Annotated in this window: 10 protein-coding genes and 1 tRNA gene; 6 read left to right on the top strand and 5 right to left on the bottom strand. The window is 58.1% G+C overall.

Annotated features, from left to right (window positions below; genetic code table 11):
- The first annotated feature begins 93 nt into the window (after positions 1-93).
- Positions 94-178 (top strand) — tRNA-Leu (locus tag N2604_RS26425).
- Positions 179-1,040: 862 nt separating this feature from the next.
- Here N2604_RS26425 and N2604_RS26420 read toward each other — a convergent pair.
- Complete coding sequence (locus N2604_RS26420; protein ID WP_260371068.1) at positions 1,041-1,256, bottom strand: hypothetical protein; 216 nt, start codon at positions 1,254-1,256, stop codon at positions 1,041-1,043.
- Positions 1,257-1,943: 687 nt separating this feature from the next.
- On the opposite strand from N2604_RS26420, the gene N2604_RS26415 reads away from it, so the two are divergent.
- The 3 genes from N2604_RS26415 (at position 1,944) to N2604_RS26405 (ending at position 4,566) form a co-directional block, all read left to right on the top strand.
- Positions 1,944-2,189, top strand: a complete 246-nt coding sequence (locus N2604_RS26415; protein ID WP_260371067.1) for a hypothetical protein — start codon at positions 1,944-1,946, stop codon at positions 2,187-2,189.
- A gap of 84 nt (positions 2,190-2,273) precedes the next feature.
- Entirely contained in the window at positions 2,274-3,503 is a 1,230-nt protein-coding gene (locus tag N2604_RS26410; protein WP_260371066.1) for a serine/threonine protein kinase, read from the top strand.
- Positions 3,490-4,566, top strand: a complete 1,077-nt coding sequence (locus N2604_RS26405; RefSeq protein ID WP_260371065.1) for a nucleotidyltransferase family protein — start codon at positions 3,490-3,492, stop codon at positions 4,564-4,566. Before N2604_RS26410 ends, N2604_RS26405 begins: the two co-directional genes overlap by 14 nt.
- 119 nt (positions 4,567-4,685) lie before the next feature.
- Here the strand turns inward: N2604_RS26405 and N2604_RS26400 are convergent, their stop codons facing one another.
- Positions 4,686-5,069: an H-NS histone family protein gene (locus N2604_RS26400; protein WP_260371064.1), complete on the bottom strand. Its 384-nt coding sequence runs from the start codon at positions 5,067-5,069 to the stop codon at positions 4,686-4,688.
- 696 nt (positions 5,070-5,765) lie between these two features.
- Between N2604_RS26400 and N2604_RS26395 the strand changes: the two genes are divergently transcribed.
- The gene (locus tag N2604_RS26395) at positions 5,766-6,128 is read left to right on the top strand and encodes an H-NS histone family protein (protein WP_260371063.1); all 363 of its coding nucleotides are present in this window, start codon (positions 5,766-5,768) and stop codon (positions 6,126-6,128) included.
- A gap of 36 nt (positions 6,129-6,164) precedes the next feature.
- Here N2604_RS26395 and N2604_RS26390 read toward each other — a convergent pair whose 3' ends face one another.
- The 3 genes from N2604_RS26390 to N2604_RS26380 all read right to left on the bottom strand — a co-directional run bounded on the left by N2604_RS26390 (position 6,165) and on the right by N2604_RS26380 (position 12,244).
- A complete protein-coding gene (locus tag N2604_RS26390) occupies positions 6,165-7,637 on the bottom strand; it encodes an exopolysaccharide biosynthesis polyprenyl glycosylphosphotransferase (RefSeq protein ID WP_260371062.1) in 1,473 nt (490 codons plus the stop codon).
- Between the two features lie 220 nt (positions 7,638-7,857).
- On the bottom strand, positions 7,858-9,870 hold the full coding sequence (locus tag N2604_RS26385) for a hypothetical protein (protein ID WP_260371061.1): 2,013 nt from the start codon (positions 9,868-9,870) through the stop codon (positions 7,858-7,860).
- A gap of 40 nt (positions 9,871-9,910) precedes the next feature.
- Entirely contained in the window at positions 9,911-12,244 is a 2,334-nt protein-coding gene (locus N2604_RS26380) for a Wzz/FepE/Etk N-terminal domain-containing protein (protein WP_260371060.1), read from the bottom strand.
- A 1,561-nt stretch (positions 12,245-13,805) separates the two neighbouring features.
- Between N2604_RS26380 and N2604_RS26375 the strand changes: the two genes are divergently transcribed.
- Positions 13,806-19,451 carry a DUF4082 domain-containing protein gene (locus tag N2604_RS26375; RefSeq protein ID WP_260371059.1) on the top strand — a complete coding sequence of 1,882 codons (5,646 nt, stop codon included), beginning with the start codon at positions 13,806-13,808 and terminating at the stop codon, positions 19,449-19,451.
- The last annotated feature ends 4 nt before the right edge of the window (positions 19,452-19,455 follow it).

Genomic DNA, 19,455 nt, shown 5'->3' with positions numbered 1-19,455 from the left:
AGGGTCTTTGCAGGCTTGTATCCCCCTGATGGATTTGTTAGATCGGCGGCCGCTGATCCGGCCAGCCTTCAAGCCTCAGGCCGGCATCTCCTAGCGCTCGTGGCGGAACTGGTAGACGCGCTGCCTTGAGGTGGCAGTGGGTAACACCGTGGGGGTTCGAGTCCCTCCGAGCGCACCATAAACCCACATTTTGCATTGAAGTCGCTAGGCTTTTTCCGGGTTCCCCTGGAATGTTTCCATTCCTGCGCTGTTCGCCTCTCTCGCCGGCACAAAGCCTTCGAGGGCTCTGATCGAACGTGACGATCCCCTCCGTTCCGCTGAGCCTCCCTCGATTCGCCTGCGCGATGTAGTTGACCGCGCTCGCGCCGGCTTCCTGGGCGGCACGGATGGCCCGAGCCAGGTCAGCTTGTATAACCTTTGCCGGACGCCGCGGCAGGACGTCTCTCCTACAGCGTGAGAGTTCAGGCTGCGCTCTTCCCCATCACGCGACGCCAATCGTTCCGAGTGCGACCCAGCGCGTTTGGGGTCAGCCTCTGCGCTGGCGACCGCAAACTCGAATGCGGATTGACACGGGTGAGAGTGCCGCGCTGATCGTTCAACCACGGTGTTCAGGTGTCGCTCCAGTGAAGGGAGATGAAAACTATTAGTGTTTCATCCTTCGGGGCCTTCGGGCGCGCGATGCCGACGCTGATCGTCGTCTTTGTCCGGAGCGCCGTGCCTCCGCCCTTCGTACTCTCTCGCGGAGCCGCTTCAATTGAGCCAGCAGGCTAACGAGCTCGATTTTTGTGTCACGCAGAACAGCCAGGCTGCAAACCCCACTACTCACTACAACACCCCCAAACAGGCCTTTGCCGAATTCGTGACGGAAGCTCGGATTTGTGGCGACGTGCCAACGACGTCTAACCGATGGCCGCCGGAGGCGTCGGTTCGTTTTGCGACAATGCGCGAAAATATTCTCAGGGGTTGCAATGCGTTGCAGCAGCAACGCGCTATCGGAAGGGGAATTTGGATACACTCTCCGAAGCGCGCGTCATTTTGCATCAGCACGTTGGCGCCGTACGAGCGGCCGCTACTGTTCTGACCATCGGCTCCTCGACCCAGGCCTCGCGGGCAAACCAGTTGTGATTGGCCCGACAGTCGGGACAAAGAGTATTGCCGAAAAACACGATGCTTCGCAGGAAAGTCTCACGATCGGATTTGATGCCGGTCGGAATCGCGCGGCCGGATTGCGGACACTTGACCATGATCATGCCCATACGAGCCTCCCTGAAACATCTATTTGTTTTGTCGAGTAAAAGGGCCGGTCGGCTGGAGTGCGCTCTCGTCGGTGCGGGTGACTTGGGGGGCATCGCACCTGGGGTCGTTGTTCGAGCAAAGGGCAGCTTGCTCGTGACGACGCTTCTCCAACCGACCGGATTCCTGCTTGGCGAATTCTTGGGATACTGCCGGCTTTCGCCGCAACACTGAATGGTGTCCGGCCTCAACCGGAAGCATCTGGGCGTCTAATGACCGTGGTGTCGAAATACCCGCGACTCCGTGCGGAACGTTCCCCCTGCAACGAAACCATCAATTTTCCCTCGACGGACAGATCAGCCAACCGGATCACTGGTGTCACTCCCCACGGTGCAGTTCGTTAACTATTCTCGTTTTTTATTTAATGTGCAAATTAAAAGTGGCGTTGTCGGTCTGCTTTGCGACTCTCGGCTGGTCTATTTTTTTGCGCGATGCGATGCGTCGCCGAAAAACGTCAGTCCTTTTTCCTAGGGGTCCCTCATTCCCAGGGCGGTTCGCGCGTGAGGCGTCTGCGCGTTGGTGCTGAATGGTCGCCCGAGGTTCAATTGTGAAACAAATGTTTATTATAGTTAAAATCCGTAAATTTCGTTGTTAATTGCTGCCGATCACGTAAGCTAAACTCGTCTAAGTTTCTTCGGCTGGAGGAGACGATGTGGGAATTAATTCTTAGTGAGCACAACCTCACCTCGGAGACGCTGCAGTTGGCTGAGATGCGCGCGGAATTGGTGAGCATTGGCGAGAAGGAGCGCATTCTGAGAGAACGGAGTGCCGATCGCGAAGCTTATCGGTACCTATTGGATGCTCATCGGTCGATCGCCAGAGCGAGCCTCCTTGGAAAGCAGGGGTTGAGCGTTTCTCCTCAAGACGGGGACAAGGACGGTCAGCTCGCGGCATAACCGGCCGGATGGACATGTCGAAACGAGCCGGACGGGGTGGCGTGTGTTCGGCGGAAACCGCAGCGCCACGGGCCGGGCTAATGAATGTCGCAGGCGGCCGCCATCCGCTCGTCGGGTATCGCGACCATCCCGGAGGCTCTTGCCAGCAAAGGCGAGGCGGAAGGGTTCATATTTGTATTCGTATTGGTGGAAGCCGTGCTGGAAAGATCGTGGGCAGAGATCGTGTTGAGACCGGCTCCGGATGCAGTATTCGCACTGCTTGATGGGCGATCAATGATCTTCAGCGAAGCCGGGCAGAAGATCTTTGAACTCGACCGAGTAGGGGCATTCATCTGGTGTAAGTTAGGGGAAGGCGCCTCTATAGGAGACATTTATCGGGGGCTTGAAGCGCAGGGCATCGACGAGCACACGGCACGCCAGTTCACGCGAGAGGCCGTAAATACCTGGATCGATCGGGCAATGCTCAAGGTCGATTGGCAGATGCCGAACGATGGGGCCTTCTCGGCAAGACTCGGTGGACACAGAATAAGCGTCCGGGCGGCAAATCGGGACCTCATGCGACGGCTGCTTTCGCCGTTCTGTGTTTCGGACCAGGGCGCCAGCGGCGACGGCGACATCGCGATCGAGGCAATGATGCTGGATGAGCAAGTGTTCTTGCGCGCAGAGGATTCCAGCGTTTCCAGATGCGAAGTCGAGGCGCTGGCCCCTACGATCAAAGCTCACGTCACCGAGCGGCTTATTCGAAGCAATCGTTGGGTGTTCTCCCTTCATGCCGCTTCCCTCGTGAATGAGGGCATGGGCCTGCTGTTATGCGGCCATCCGGGAGCTGGGAAGTCGACCCTCACGCTGCAGCTGGTTGACGCCGGATTTCGGTACGCCGGCGATGACGTCGCGCTGGTTGGCGGCGACGGAACGATCTGCGGAGTCCCGTTTGCGCTCACCCTCAAGGAAGGATCGTGGGGCTTGCTCTCGCGACTACATGGCGACCGCTACGACGCGACGCATCGCCGCTCCGACGGCGTTCGGGTGCGGTACGTACCCATTCCGGATGCGCAGGCCCAGTGCTTCTCCGCAGGCTGGATCATCTTCTTGAACCGGGTCACGGGCGGTCCGGCCGAACTAACCGTATTAGATCGTTTGGAATCGATGAAGCGGCTCATCGAGAACGCATTTGCGGGCGATGGTAGACTGTCGCAGGCGGGCTTTTTTGCTTTAAAGCGGATGGTCGCGCGCGCGCAATCGCTTCAGCTAACCTACTCCGAGGCCGGAGAGGCGCGGCGCCTGCTGATGGAATTGTGCCATGGCAAGGCATAGCGGCGCGCTGACGAGCCTCTGCAATTGCTTGCGGGGCATGCCGCCCGCCGACGTAGAGTGGACGTCCGTCATCGGGCTCGCAAATCAGACCCTGACGACGCCGGCTCTCATCGACTTTGTGGACAAATACGAACGGATGCTGCCGGAGGACGTCTGCACATATGTTCGCCATGTCCACCGCCGAAACGTGCTGCGAAATGATCGCCTCGTCGCTCAACTCGAGGAGGCCGTCGTTGCGATGAATGGCGAGGGAGTTACGCCGATATTGATCAAGGGAGCAGCGACGCTGGGCACGACGCCGCCCGAGCGACGAGGCGTTCGGCTGATGTGTGATCTTGATATCATGGTTCAGCCGAACGAAACCGAACGCGGAGTCGCCGCTCTACGGGCAATTGGCTATGAAATTCATGATCAGGCGCTGCCGGGAAGCCAGCGATGGTGTGTCGACATGAACCGGCCGGGCGACGTCGGAGCCATCGATCTGCAACAGGCCGCTCCTGGCCCTATGTGTCTCTACCGAGGCCCCGGACTTGCTCTGAGCCACTGCGTCGCGGCAATGTTGAGATCGGGGAGAGTGCATATTCCCAAGCCAATCTACCGGGCGCTCACCTTGATCATCCATGATCAATTTCAAGACTATGGGTACTGGCTCGGCGACCTCGACCTGCGGCATCTTGTAGAATTACGCGATTTAAACGATTCCGCCGAACCTCTCGATTGGGAGAAGCTTGCCGCTCTTGTCTCGGGCGAATTGATGAAGAACGCGGTTGAAACCCAGCTGATTGCTCTTGCCGAGCTGCTTGGCGTCGATATTCCGCGCGCGTTACGCTCCCGACTGATCCCTCGCCTGCAGTTCATGCGACAGTCGATGCAAGCACGGTTTCCGGCTACGCGCGTTCCCTTCCTCGCATTGATGGCGCTGGATCTCGGAAATTACCGGAAAGCGGCACGCGGCGCCCGGCAAGCCGCCGCGCATCCACGTGGACTGTGGTCCTTGCCGAGAGTGGGCACCGTGCAGTTCCTGTTGAAGACGGCCTTCGCCGAGCGCGCAGGGAAGGTCTAAACCAGGAGCGCCTTCGGTGTGCCTGGCAAATCCCCAGGGCTGACGTCTTCAATCGACTGGGAGCGCAGCGAATGGAGCCAACATTTCGCTCCTAACAGTATTTGCGGGGGGCGCCGCCATCAATGCTCGTGACCTCCAGCATTCCGGCTCGGCGCTTCGCCGTTCTCGGGGATCCTGAACTCCTCCAGCGTGTGCCCCGATTGGAGCGCTGCGACCAACCAGCGTGGCTGTTTGCCACGCCCGGACCAGGTCTCTGTGGGCTTGAGGGGGTTGAAGTATTTCGGAACGACCTTCGGGTATTTACGCCGAGGGGCCTGACTTGAGCCAGCCGCTGTCGCCCCACCCTCCGTCGCGCCTAATTGATCCGTCTGATTGAGTTGCGCCAGGCGCTTTTCCAATTCCCGCTTTTCGGCTGTGATCTTTTCAGCCAGAATCTTTGTCAGCTCCTCGTGGAGGAGCCAAAGTTCTTCAAAATCCATGGCTTCGAGATCCTGCCTTCGCATAGTATTCTCGGCACCGTTCGACCGGCACCTTGCTACCAGTCCCCAGCTGCGTCGAATCACGCGCCCGACAATGGACAGGGAGCAAGGCTTGGACTTCAAAAATCGCGCGACAATAAATAAATGATATAATTATTTAATATATATAGCGAGGATTATTTTCATCCATTTATTCCAAGGGCGAGGAAATCTTGCTGAAGGCACGAGGAGAAGCAACGGAGATTATCAGTGGTCCAGTCCACTGGTCCGCCTTCAAGTGGCGATCAGTCGGTCCATCCTCCTTCGGCCGCGGCCGATAACAATCCATCGGAGTTACGAAACCACCTGTGACAATTGGCGCTGGTAGAAATCGCAATCATAAGCGCCATTGCGGCGGGCGGACGGCCGGATTTTAGAAGGATTGCCAACCGAGAAAAGCAGTCTAGCGCGCCGGTCATATGCGTCGAGGGCGCAGCGGAGCAGGGGCTCTTGCGCACACACTGCTCGCTTGAACAGAGCCTCGGTTGTATGGCGCGTTGTTACAGCCGCCGTTAAATTCAGCGGATAAATGCTTTTTGATCTTGATTGGAACCAGCGACGCAGCTATGTGGGGCACCGAAACTCGCCCGTCCAGTTCCACGTTTTTCTACACTGACCCAACCTGGGTGTTGATTACCAAGTCGGGATGATATTAAATGAGCGCAACCACAGGGTGCCGGCATGTCGACTAAGAAGCTCGAGCTCGAAGAGATGTCCCTCGATGATCTCTGGTCGCTTCACGAGGAGATTAGCGGCATCTTGTCGGATCGGATCAAGGCGGAGAAGCAGGAACTGGAGAAACGCCTGGCGGTTCTCGGCGGGGGGATGGCTGTGTTGGCCGAAGCAGCGGGCGTCTCCCCGACCGGCAAGCAGAGGCGCAAATATCCGCGCGTGCTGCCCAAGTACCGCAATCCTCAGACTTCCGAAACCTGGTCAGGACGTGGCAAGCGGCCGCGGTGGTTGGTTGCGGCCATGAAATCCGGCCGTCGGATCGAGGAGTTTCGCATCGCGGCAGCGACTCCGAAGCTTCGGCAGCGCGCGTGAGGCTGCGCCAGCAGGGCGCCGGAGCGGGGATCGAGCCTAGTAGGCGTTGCGGCCTCGCAAGACCTCCAGCGGAGTTTGCAGCAGGATTGCGAGATCCAGCCGAAGACTCCAATTATCGATATACCAGAGGTCGTATTGTACACGTGCTTCGATCATGGATGCTGTGGGTGTTGCGCCGCGGCAGCCGTGGATCTGGGCCCATCCGGTCAATCCTGGCCTGACCCTGCGACGAAAGGCGTAGTTTCGCACGAGCTTGTCAAACTGTCCGTCGTGGGCCAAGGCGTGCGGGCGCGGCCCCACCAAGGACATGCTGCCCTCGAGCACATTCAGCAGCTGCGGCAATTCATCGAAACTTGTCCGACGTAGCCACCTGCCCACGCGGGTGATGCGTTGGTCGACGGGGGTGGCCTGAAGGATCACGGGACCATCCTCGAGCACATGCATGGTCCGAAATTTGCGGATCAAGAATGTCCGACCATTGAAGCCACAGCGTTTTTGTCGGAACAACACGGGGCCGGGAGAATCCAGCTTGATCGCGATTGCGGCAAGCGCAAGCAGCGGTGCGGCTATTGCCAAAGCGAGGCCCGCGCCAAGAATATCGACGATTCGTTTAGTCGCGCACTCGAACGGGGTAAGGGCTCCGCGCTGCAATTCTACGCAAACGGCACTTCCAAGGCTGCGCGTAGGATGTCGAAGCAATTCGGCTGTTGTGCCGACCGGCACGAACATGATCGGGAACGGCAATACCCGCAACTCGGCAACAAAGGCCCGGAGCTCGGGCCATCGTTCCGGGCTGGCTTCGACCACCACGTGGTCGAGCCGAGTGTTGCGAACGTAGTCGATCACCCGGGAACCCAGCCGCCTCCGACCGGCAGGACCGAAGCCAATTGGGGGTAGGCTGAACCGTCGCTTGACGGAATAACCGTGCATAGCCAGGGCTTCGGGCAGGCCTGCATTTTTGGACAGCGGCTGATCGCTGATCAGAACGATGTTCGTGCTGGCGAACTTTCTTCCGGTGACGCACCTGAGCAGCAATGCCCTCGTAGTATACCGCTCGGCGATCAACGCGAGCAAACCGAGTATGGCAAAGAGCGGGCCAGCCCCTTGGGACAAGTCAGGGCAAAAATTGAATGTGTCCATCATGCCGGCGAGAAGAAGTAACCATCCCCAAGCCATGCACACGCGGCGGATTTGGCTTCGCAGCGCCAGGAGTTCAGTCACTCTATACAGACCGTTTGCCTTCCATACCGAAACGAAGATTACAGTCGCAAGGATAGCGGAGCCCAAGACCTTACCCCCATCGCCGGCGGCTCCGCCGTTATGGAGCTGGTAGAGCAATGTGGAAAAAATACCTGCGAACAGGATGGTTGCCGCGTCCGCGCAAAGCGCGACCAATTCAATCCACTCGTATCGGACCGGCCATTTTCGCTCCGCAGTCCCCGACAAATCTAGCCCGAGGCTAGCCACGGGGCTGCCACGATTTCTGACATCTCGGTTGACAAAATTCATTGCGAGAGGTGGTTCGATATTTCGGGTATAATTTAATTTATTATAGATCTATTAATTTTATCAAGAAAAAAATCATCTAAGATAAACTATGAAATTTGAATTCTCATGCTTCGCTTTTGGACACTCGCAACGCGAGATCGATGTCTCGAATAGGCGCGGGCGTGGCGCGTTGCGGATCTATTCGCAGGCGCAGCGAAGCCGTCTATTCTCCGGGGACAAACTAAGGACCTCGAAGGTAGCTCGGATCATACTCGGAGATCAGACCCTCGATGAGGGACTTGCTGTCGGGTGATGCGGATCGGTACACAGCTATGATAACTGACTTGAAAGCAGGCCGACGCGCTATTGCAACCTTGAGATCGCGCCTAACCAGATCACGAAGCTCGGGCTCCTTAGTCACAGTATCCGTGCTAAGAGCAACTGACACCCTTAATGGAATTAAATCTAGATCGTTTGGTGAAGTATAATATGACATCTTGAGCAAGGCCGCTGAGTTGTATCCGGCTGAATTTTGCTGCTTTGAAATTGCCGCAAGCATGAGCCAGTTATCACCGCGAAGTGGCGAATAATGTAGCGCGTTTGCGAAAGCGCTCATCGCCGATGGGCGGCCAAAAGCCTCAGCGCCATCCGACTTAGTTTGCGCTGCGGCTGAAGATTGCGTCGTCGTCCACGCCTCTTTGCGCGCGGGCTCCATTAAGGCCGCGTTCCACGCTTCGTCGGTCGCAGCTCCGCTTGAAATGGTAGCTGGCATGGTTGAGATGCTGTCGCCGGAATACCACCACTGTGAGATCATCCAGGCTGCTTGGGCGATCAGTACTATACCGACAGAAGCCAGTGCTAGGCGCGCCCAGCTCTTGTGAGCTGTGGCCAAATGGGCTCGCCAACCAGTCGATTGTCGGGCACTCGCGTTTTCCAAAAGCTGTTGCGAGGAGAGGCTTTGACCGAAGGCCAAGCCATAGAGGACCGCGATCAATAGCGATACGCCAAAATTGAGGACACCATCTTCCGCGAACGCCAAGATTGGTAGCGCGACTGAGGTGCCGGCGCCTAGGGCTGCGTATACGTAATCGTACCCTCTTGATAGGGAACGTTTGAACAGGGTGCAGGCACCCGCCAATGTTACGACCAGCAGCCCGCAAAGGAACGCCCGTCCCATCTCGATGGCGATGGTAGCGGCGGCCGTCGTTCGTTCCGGCGTCGCGGTGGTGCCAATCTCTCGATAGATCGGCAGCAGCGCATTGAACGTTCCTGCCCCGGAGCCAATCGGCCCAACGTCTTGCAGCATACGTTCGGTTGCGGTCTGACTCTGCGTCGCCAGCGCGATCGTCAGGTCGGCATTTCGATTGATCGGAATAATGGTGAAGCTCGCGACGAAAACGATTGCTATGGTTGCGAGAACACCCGCTGTGCCCCAGGGCCCGAAGAACCATCTACGAATAGCGACGACGGCCAGCAACGTCCCGTCACCGAGTAGGACAGCGACCATGGTGGTGAAATCGGTACCGATTGAAACTGCCGCCATGGAGACGATCAGCGATAGAATGGCCAGCAAAAGTCTGATCGTCGGACCGGCCTGGGAGCGTGGTTGCGGCCCGCGACGCTGCAGTTGATCGAACGCCCGGATGGCCACCGCGGTAGAGACGAGGACCCCGATTGTCGCTGCGATCGATGCTGTCGTGATAACCGAGGTATGCTCGCTAGGTAAGGAATCATGCGAGGGGTTAAATGTGATCCAAATCGTTAGTCCGGAACTGAGCGTCGTAATCCCCGCAAGGCCGTAAAGGACCTGCGCCGCACGTTGCTTTTCCACAGTGAGGACCGCGGTGATCAGGGCAGTGCTCAGAATGACATTGTATTGTGCGAACGAGAGCATAGTTGCGCAAAGATCAACGGTGAACCGTTCGGCGAGCGGTTCATTCAAAGCGGCCGAGGCGATTGTCCAAATGGAGTGCCCTAACCCGCGCACCGGGATCGGAACTAGCTGCAAAACCATCCAGAGCGCCGGCGCCACGAGGCTCATCATGAGAAAAGGTCGCAAAAGCCTGCCAAGCCGGCTGATATTGATGGCCGGCAGGAAAAAGGCTGCCGTCAGCGTTGCTGTCGCTAGCAAAACCGATACCACCGCCGCCCTCTGCAGAGTTGCGGCCATGGCTAATGAGGAGGGGGCCAACAGCAGACTCAGCATTGCGGGCCGTACAATCATGGAGTCATCATCTCTGGCGGCGGCGGCCACCGAAGAACCAGCGAGCTGGCCAAGGGTGGCCTAGGTAATCTCACGAACCGGAAAAGCCGTAACGGATATAATGGCTATCATCATAGTAGTCGCTCCGGTATGCATCGTATCGAGCCATCGCCTTGATATCGGTCTTGTTAAGGACTGCACCTATCAACGACTCATGAATGTCCGGCGCCGTGTGTAGAGCGTGCTGAACCACATCAATCTTAGTCCGTCCCCACTCGACAACGAGAACGAAGCAGTCAATCAGCGGCGCGCACGCTCGTACATCGACCAAGGGGATCAATGGCGGTAGATCCACGATCACGTAATCGTAGTTGGCGCGCAAATGATCGAACAAAGTACTTATGGTCTCGGCGGAAAGAATCTCACTTGTGTGGATCAGGGGCCTACGCCGCACCGCTGGTAGGAAGGCAAGATTGGTCTTGGGATCTCGCCAGATCGTTTCCTCGAGCGAGCAGTTGCCGTTTGCGACTTCTATGATCCCATCAACCGCTTTGGGCGTAAGAGTGCCGGAGAGCGACGGATTCCTGAGATCGCAATCGACAATGATCGCTCTCTTCCCGCTGTGCCCGACCAGTTGAGCAAGAGACGCAGCAATCGTCGTCTTGCCTTCATTCGGCAGAGCCGAGGTGATGCCGATGACCTGATTGGAAGTTTTTGCCGGATTGTGGTCGATGGCGAGCTTAATTGAGCGGATTGCTTCGGTGAACCGAGATAGCGGCATCCCAACAACTGTCTGGTGAACCGCTGGCGCGTTCGAGATCGTCCGTTGTCGCAGATCCTCGACCGTTTGCGCAGCGCGATTTGTTGATTTCGTCGGGCTTGGGAGCTGCAGCAGCGGCACAAGGGACAGGCACGGCAGCTCTAACGCGGCTTCGAGCTGTGACGAGGTGCGAAAGACGCGGTCCATGACGTCTCTAAGAAATGCCAAGGCTATGCCAAGCGCCAAGCCTCCGATTAGGCCGAATCCCAGCACCCGAATTGTCTTGGGCTTGCTTTTGCTCGGGGGTGGCGACGCGGGAAAGATCACCCGAGTCTCTGAGATGGGAAATGTCTCCTGCTGTGCCGAGCCCACGTAACGCTGCAGGAAAGTCTCGTAGAGACTTCGTAAGCCTTTCGCGCGGCTTTCCAGGTCCTTGATGGTCAATTCCGCGGAATTCGTCGACCGTGACTGCGACACGGCCTGAGCCAATTGCTTCTCGATTTCCTGCTGGCGCTGTTTGGCCAGTTCGAATTCGCTTTGGCTGATTCCGGCCAGTCTCTTGACTTCCTCGAATATTGAGACGCGAAACTCGCGCATACGATTCCGCACGTTGACGACCGCCAGATGGTCGCGACCGACGCGGGCCGACAATTCCGCCTCCCGCCTCGACATCTCGAGATATTGCTGGCGCAGGGCAGTGATGATCGAACTATTCATCGCGTCAGGTCCGACAGCATCCAGACCGTCAATCGACGTGAGTTTCGCTGGATCAGAGCCAAGGAGATTCTCATAGCGAGTTAACTTGGCCCTAGCTTCGGAAGTATGCGCGCGGGCGGCTGCCAATCGGGCGTTAAGGTCGGTGATTTGCTGATCACCGATAGGTTTACCATCCGTGGAAACAATATTGTTCTGGGCTTTGTAGGCGTCGACCGCACGTTGTGCAGTCAGCGCTTGCTCGTCAAGATCGTGCAGCCTCTCCCGCAACCAGCTGGTCGCGCTGCGATTGGCCTCAAATTTCTGTTCCAGTTGGTCTGTGACATAGGCATTGGCCACGGCATTGACGATCTCCGCCGCTCGGGAGGCGCTACTGGAATTGAAGCTGATCTCAATCACGTTGCTGTATCCGACGCGGCTTGCCGAGAGCCGATCCAGAAATGTGTCTATGACGCTTTCTAATTGCCCGCCGTGCGCGTCGGATTGCCGTTCTTTGGGGGCCGACGAGAGCAATGTTCGGACCCGCTGCCACAGTGACAGCAGAGATGCCCCGGATCCATTGAACTCCGGATCATCGGTTAGCTTCAGCTGATTGATCACGGCAGCGGCGGTGGCCCTTGATTTCAGGAGTTGAAGCTGCGTCTCAATTTGAGTGCCGTCGAAGGCCTGCTCGGCGAGGATCGATTGTTGCTGGACGAACTGCGCCCGGGGATTGCCCAGCAGCACCTGAACCTGTGCGGTATAGGTTGGAGGCGTCACTCTCAGGTATAGCAGACTGATCGCCGTTGCGAGCACCGTGGTAACAATAATCATCAGGTATCGGCGGCGGAGAAAGGCTAGTCCGAAATTGATGAGATCGCCGATCCCCCCACTCTCCATTTGATCGGATTGCGCCGGCGCCCCGAATGGGAGGCGTGTGCTGTCGGTCTGTAGAAGATTGCTCTGAAGCATTCCGTACCTATCTGGGCGCCGATGCGGTCACACGGCACCAGTGTGAGATTGAGCCGTGCACATTCATATTTAAAGGGAATATATCTCATGAAAGTCGAGTTGCCAAATTAAATCAGATAGTATTTAATCCGCTCGTATTTTAGACTGGTAGCGCAAATTATTAGCGTCGGCGATCATTTATTGGGTTTTGGTAGACGGTGGCGCTCAACATATGACAGGTTCGACCGGTCTTGCTCATGAGCCGAATTTGGTTCATGCGGAACGATTGGAGCCGAGTGCATTGACAGCAACTGGATCTCTTGAGTGTCGGTCCATGGCTTGCGAATCAGAGCAGAGCGGCGGGCCGAATACTGCATTCGCTGGTGCGACGCATTCGAGCGCGCCTTTTGCTTCGGAGAGAATGCTGGGCAAGGTTCGATGTTGCGGGCCCGCATCAGAGCTTGGTCCCGGTTACCGCGTCACCGGGTCCTGGAGGGAGGTTGGAGCTTCCAGCAGCGGCGAGAGCAACTTAGGACGGTGATTGAAACCTTGATCCCGGCTGGGAAGACCGAGGAGCCAGAATACCGGAGGGCACGCTGATGCTGGAAGTCCGAAGCTGAGAGCGGGGCCTCGCCGAGGCCACGGAGTATCTGGCCAGCGGCGCCCGGTGCGCGCGTACGAGGGCTCGCATTTGACAGATTACGCTATCCAGCACTGAGGCCGCTTAGACGGACGACCCATCCTCATTGCCGGTCGGGGCTGGCCAGGTGTCTTCGCGAAGTCGCCGCCCTCCTTGGTGTTCCTGCGATGGCTCTTGGGCGGCAGGGACTCGACTAAATGGGCCGCGAGGAATCGAGAAGAACGATCCCCTCGATCGCCCCATGCGTGATTATCAACGAAGCGCGTACACGGCGGGGGATCTGGCCGCGAGCTCGGAAGAGCCATCAGCATCAATCGCGACGGCGCTACTGGCGGTGCATCCGTGTGACGGTGATCAGATCCTCTTGGATTACAGTCCACATGGCAGCAACTTTGTCCGAACTATGCTGCGGTTATCCGAAATGATGCCCACCGTAATAGCAAGCAAATCCGACACCTGCCTTCGATCTCGCGATCGGTCGCTATCATCTTCGCATCGTAGCCGGCATCTGTCATCCGACCGGCCATGAGGCTGCGACCTGGCACCGTTTTGCGGTGGCGGGTTCGACGCTCTGTCCCGGCGTGGATGGCCGACTGGCGGAACGCGTGTTCGGAATTCGATTGCCGCCCTGGCGGCACTGTCTTTGAAACTTGCCTCCATCAACTCGATGCTCAAGGCAAGCGTCCTCTGGCGGCAGCGGAACTTGATTGCCTGCTCTTAGCCGTGTGGAAGCTGATGCTCGCTGCATGCGAATCCTGGCCGCTGCGACGCCTCGAATGGGGTGTATGGCACCCTGGATGGCCGATATGCGGGGAGGTCGCGAGAGAGATACTTTGCTGAATGAGGGGTTCCATTATAATAAGAGAACAATTTGATAATGTGAGTTGACGATTTAATTGATCCGTATTTTAATTATTTAAAGTTGTATTTTAGGGGTCGGCCATGTGGAACAGTCCAGACATTTTGGCGAGCGTACGAATCGCGCAGCGGCTTCTTCCAGGGCGATCGGAGGGCAGTCTCTACGGCGGCGGAATCGGACCGCAGGGTACTGGATTGAGAAGGCTCCTGGATTCTGATTTGGCCAGCCCGAAGCTGGCTTCATGGAAGGGCTTTTTCGGCGGAACGGCATCATTCCGATGGCAAGGTGTGCCGTTAGTTGCCTCCCCCGACCAAACGGCGGGCGATCTTAGGACGCAGAGCTCGAATATCGGCTGGGACTCGAACAATTTCGTTTCCGGCTGGCGTCCCGGAGACAATGCCGCCGAGATGGTCCAGCCCGTCGGCGCACATGGCGCCTCGGCCTTCAATTCTCTCCGAACAGGATCGATGTCCGTAGCTACGGATAACGGAGACTACGCGCCCGGCAGCACGGCAACGTTCACTGCAACCGGCATCAGGTCGGGAGCGTCGGTCACATTCAGGATTGCGGACCTGTTGAGCGCACCAGGCGCTAACGGCATTGCTGATGTTTATGCGCCGTTCACGGTGAAGGACGGCGGCAGTGGCGATCTGGACGGAATGGCAAATGGCAGGGTTGTCGCGCAATGGCAGGTGCCAGCGGACGGCCGCTCTACAGGTGCGACATTGCAGCTCACCGCCACTTCCGACGGCCAGACTGCGACGGCGACCTTCAGCGACGCGAGCAACAAGATCGTCACGGAGAATCAACTACCGGGTACGCCGAAGAGTACGTGGGCGATCCACGGTTCGATCAACAACGAGGGCGACTCGCAGATTGAAGGCTTCACGACGCAGATCAGCACCAATGCTGGACAAACTGTTTCCTTCAAGATCGATACCGATTCCAGTGTGAACGGCTATACGCTCGATATCTACCGGCTGGGTTACTATGGTGGCAATGGTGCACGCCTGATCACCAGCATGCATCACACTGGAACGGTCAATCAGCCAAACCCGATCTTCAATTCCGCAACCAGGACTGTCGACGCCGGCAATTGGTCCGTGACGGATTCATGGACGATCCCAAGCACGGCCGTGTCGGGCGTCTACTTCGCAAAGCTGACGTCAGATACCGGCAACTTCCAGAACATGATTCCCTTCATCGTCCGGAACGACGGCACTTCAACGGGCATCTTGTACCAAACCAGCGACACGACTTGGGAGGCGTACAATCCGTGGGGCGGCTATAATCTTTATCAAGGTCCCAGCGGAACCAATAGCGATCGTGCGTATGCTGTCAGCTACAACCGTCCAATCGCTATGAATGTCAACTCCAACCTTGCTCAGCCGACAGATTTCTTATTTGGCGAGGAATACGCAGCGATCTATTGGTTGGAGCGGAACGGCTACGACGTCAGTTACATTTCCGGCATCGACGCCTCAACCAATCCAGGATTGCTGCTGAACGCCAGCGCCTACATGGACGCTGGCCACGACGAATATTGGTCGCAATCGCAATTCGCCAATGTCACTGCTGCCCGCGACGCGGGAGTCGACCTCGCCTTCTTGAGCGGCAACGAAATCTATTGGGACATCGAGCTTGCTGCGAGCTTCGACGCGAGCCATACGGCAAATCGAACGATTGTCGAGTACAAGGACATTTGGAGCGGCGCGCAACTCGACCCGAATGGCACCGCTAACGGAGGAGCGGGCCTGTTTCGTGATCCAGTTTATGGGCCGGGCACTCCGGAAAACTCTCTCTCGGGTACGATTTTTACCGTCGACGACACCGGTACGCTCGATAACATCACCGTTCCGGCAAGCATGTCGCAGCTGCGCTTTTGGCGTAACACCAGCATTGCTAGTGGCAACGGTGGAACGCTGACGCGCCTGCTTGGCTACGAGTGGGACAGTGATCTGGACAACGGCTTCCGGCCAGCCGGATTGATCGACATGTCGTCGACGACAAGAAATGTCAACTCGTTGCTGTTGGATAATGGTTCGATCACCGGCCCCGGGACGGCCACGCACAATCTCACGCTCTACCGTGATCCCGAGAGCGGTGCCTTGGTTTTCGGTGCCGGCACGGTCATGTATCCGTGGGGATTGTCAGATCAATACGTCCCGTATAAGGGCCTTACCGCCCCAGTCAGCTCGGCCGTGCAGCAATCGATGGTGAATCTCCTCGCCGACATGGGGGTGATGCCACAAACGTTGCAGGCGGGCCTTGTGAGCGCCCAGGCGTCCACAGACCATACCGCGCCAACAGCAGTCATCAACTCCCCGACAGGTGGGACCAACATCAGCCAGGGCCAGACTGTCACGATTACCGGCACTGCCTCGGACACCGGCGGACGTGTTGCCGGGATCGAAGTTTCCACCGATGGCGGTACGACGTGGCACCCGGCGACTGGCACGACAAACTGGAGCTATACGTGGGTTGCTTCGGGCTCTGGTACGCGAGTCATCGAAGCGCGAGCGACTGATGACAGTGTCAATATGCAGGCGACACCTGCCACGGTCAGCGTCAATGTCACAGGCGGGAGCAGTACAGGAAGCCTTTTCACGGCTTCCAACGTACCGGCGCAGACCAGTTTGAACGATGGCACGCCGCTTGAAGTCGGCGTGAAGTTTACCTCCGCCACGGCCGGTCAAATCACCGCGCTGAAATTCTATCGCAGTCCGAGCGACGGAGGGGCCGATCTCGTCGACCTCTGGACCGCGACCGGAACTAAGCTTGCCAGCGCGAGCTTCACCAACACGACGGCGAGCGGCTGGCAAACGGTCAATCTGGCTACCCCGGTCACGATCAGCGCCAATACAACCTATATCGCCTCGTATCACACCAATGGTGCGTATGTCGCCACGAACAATTTCTTCGCCAATTCCATTACGAGCGGGAATTTGACGGCGCCTTCGTCCGCCACATCCGGCGGCAACGGCGTCTATTCCTACGGTGGTACCAGCACGGCTGGTATCTTCCCGACGAGTACGTTTGCTTCTTCGAACTACTGGGCTGACGTGGTGTTTGTTCCCAGCAATGGTACCAACAGGCCGCCGACAGCCGTCGCCGATACCGCCGATGCCACGGAGAAGGGTGGGACTAACAATGGCACGGGTGGCTCGCCCGGGACTGGGAACGTGCTGACGAATGATACCGATCCGGATTCCGGCGACACCAAGACCGTGACCGCAGTCAGCTTTGGTTCGACGTCTGGCACGCTCGGATCGTCACTCAATGGCGCACACGGCAGCTTGGTCCTCAGCGCCTCGGGTGCGTTCACCTACACGGTCAATGAAACGGATCCCGCCGTGCAGGCATTGCGGCTCTCGACCAATACGCTGACAGATGCCTTCAACTACACGATGCGCGATACTGCTGGTGCGACGTCATCGTCGACGGTCACCATCACGATTCATGGCGCCAATGACGCACCTGTGCTGGCGGTCCAGACCGGCAACCAGACGGCAACCGTCGGCTCGGCTTTCTCGCTGACGCTGCCCGCCGGCACCTTCACCGATGTGGATTCCGGCGATTCGCTCGCCTACGCCGCAACCAAGGCCGATGGCTCGCCACTTCCTACATGGCTGACATTCAACGCGACGACCCGGACCTTCAGCGGCACACCCACGTCTGCGGATGTCGGCACGGTCAGTGTGAAGGCGACCGCCACCGATCTCGGTAGCCTCTCCGCGAGCGAAACGTTCAATATCGCGGTGAGCACGTCTGCCAACAGGCCGCCGACAGCCGTCGCCGATACCGCCGATGCCACGGAGAAGGGTGGGACTAACAATGGCACGGGTGGCTCGCCCGGGACTGGGAACGTGCTGACGAATGATACCGATCCGGATTCCGGCGACACCAAGACCGTGACCGCAGTCAGCTTTGGTTCGACGTCTGGCACGCTCGGATCGTCACTCAATGGCGCACACGGCAGCTTGGTCCTCAGCGCCTCGGGTGCGTTCACCTACACGGTCAATGAAACGGATCCCGCCGTGCAGGCATTGCGGCTCTCGACCAATACGCTGACAGATGCCTTCAACTACACGATGCGCGATACTGCTGGTGCGACATCATCGTCGACGGTCACCATCACGATTCATGGCGCCAATGACGCACCTGTGCTGGCGGTCCAGACCGGCAACCAGACGGCAACCGTCGGCTCGGCTTTCTCGCTGACGCTGCCCGCCGGCACCTTCACCGATGTGGATTCCGGCGATTCGCTCGCCTACGCCGCAACCAAGGCCGATGGCTCGCCACTTCCTACATGGCTGACATTCAACGCGACGACCCGGACCTTCAGCGGCACACCCACGTCTGCGGATGTCGGCACGGTCAGTGTGAAGGCGACCGCCACCGATCTCGGTAGCCTCTCCGCGAGCGAAACGTTCAATATCGCGGTGAGCACAGCTCCCTCCACGGTCAGTCTATTCTCGACCTCCGATACGCCCTCGGTGCTATCGGACTCCGACACGTCGCAGGTTAATTTGGGGGTACGATTTACGTCCTCGGCCGCCGGCACGATTACCGGCATTAAGTATTACAAGAGTGCGAACGACATCGGCACCCACACCGGATCACTGTGGAGCAGCACAGGCACGCTTCTGGCGACCGCCACCTTCACCAACGAGACCAGCAGCGGTTGGCAAACCGTGACTTTCAGTAGCCCGGTCTCGATCACGGCCGGCACCACCTATATCGCGAGCTTCCATAGCAACGGCCACTATGCCGATACGCCCAGCTACTTCACCACTGCTCGTGCGAATGGGCCGCTTACGGCCTCCGCGAACAACAATGGTGTCTACACCTATGGAACGGGGAATCTGTTTCCGACGAGCACGTTCAACGCTACCAACTACTGGGTGGATGTCGTCTTCAGCAATTCCGGAACCAACCAGCCGCCGATCGCCAGTAACGACAGCGGCTTCAATGCGACCAAAGACGTGGCGCTCAGCATTCCCGGAGCATCACTTCTAGCAAACGATACCGATCCCAACGGGGACGCTCTAACGATTACGGGTGTCAGTGGCGCCGTCAACGGCACCGCCAGTTTCAACGCTCAGAACAACACGGTGACGTTCAGTCCGGCCAGCGGCTATACCGGACCGGCCTCATTCAACTACGCCATCTCTGATGGCCGGGGTGGTACCGCCAGCGCAACAGCAAGCGTCACTATCAACGCGCCCTCGGCTAGCACCGTGAGCCTGTTCAGCTCCAATCCCACGCCGAGCATCGTCTCGGCCAATGATCCGAACTCGGTGGAACTTGGCATGAAGTTCCAGGCTTCCACCGCGGGCGACATCATCGGCTTGCGCTTCTACAAAGGTCCGAACAATACGGGCACACACGTTGCCGATCTATGGACCAGCACGGGCACGCTGCTAGCTACTGCTACCTTCACGAACGAGACAGCAAGCGGCTGGCAGCAGGTCAATTTCGGTACGCCGGTGACGATAGCGGCGGGGACAACCTATATCGCATCCTACCACACTGCGGGCAATTACTCGGCCGATCCCAACCTGTTCGCCAGTTCAGTGACCAATGGTCCGTTGACAGCCCCGTCGTCCTCTTCGAGCGGCGGGAACGGGGTCTATGCGTACGGATCTGGAAGCCTGTTCCCGACCAACACCTTCAACGCGACAAGCTATGCGGTTGACGTCCTCTTCAGGCCGCAGCTCGCAGCATAGGAGA

The sequence above is a fragment of the Bradyrhizobium sp. CB1015 genome (genome assembly GCF_025200925.1).
GTDB lineage: Bacteria > Pseudomonadota > Alphaproteobacteria > Rhizobiales > Xanthobacteraceae > Bradyrhizobium.
This window is presented reverse-complemented; position numbering and strand designations above follow the sequence as displayed.

Coding starts and splice junctions, on each gene's coding strand:
- N2604_RS26420 (WP_260371068.1), bottom strand. CDS start 1,256: ATGGGCATGATCATGGTCAAGTGTCCGCAATCCGGCCGCGCGATTCCG.
- N2604_RS26415 (WP_260371067.1), top strand. CDS start 1,944: ATGTGGGAATTAATTCTTAGTGAGCACAACCTCACCTCGGAGACGCTG.
- N2604_RS26410 (WP_260371066.1), top strand. CDS start 2,274: ATGTCGCAGGCGGCCGCCATCCGCTCGTCGGGTATCGCGACCATCCCG.
- N2604_RS26405 (WP_260371065.1), top strand. CDS start 3,490: ATGGCAAGGCATAGCGGCGCGCTGACGAGCCTCTGCAATTGCTTGCGG.
- N2604_RS26400 (WP_260371064.1), bottom strand. CDS start 5,069: ATGCGAAGGCAGGATCTCGAAGCCATGGATTTTGAAGAACTTTGGCTC.
- N2604_RS26395 (WP_260371063.1), top strand. CDS start 5,766: ATGTCGACTAAGAAGCTCGAGCTCGAAGAGATGTCCCTCGATGATCTC.
- N2604_RS26390 (WP_260371062.1), bottom strand. CDS start 7,637: ATGAATTTTGTCAACCGAGATGTCAGAAATCGTGGCAGCCCCGTGGCT.
- N2604_RS26380 (WP_260371060.1), bottom strand. CDS start 12,244: ATGCTTCAGAGCAATCTTCTACAGACCGACAGCACACGCCTCCCATTC.
- N2604_RS26375 (WP_260371059.1), top strand. CDS start 13,806: ATGTGGAACAGTCCAGACATTTTGGCGAGCGTACGAATCGCGCAGCGG.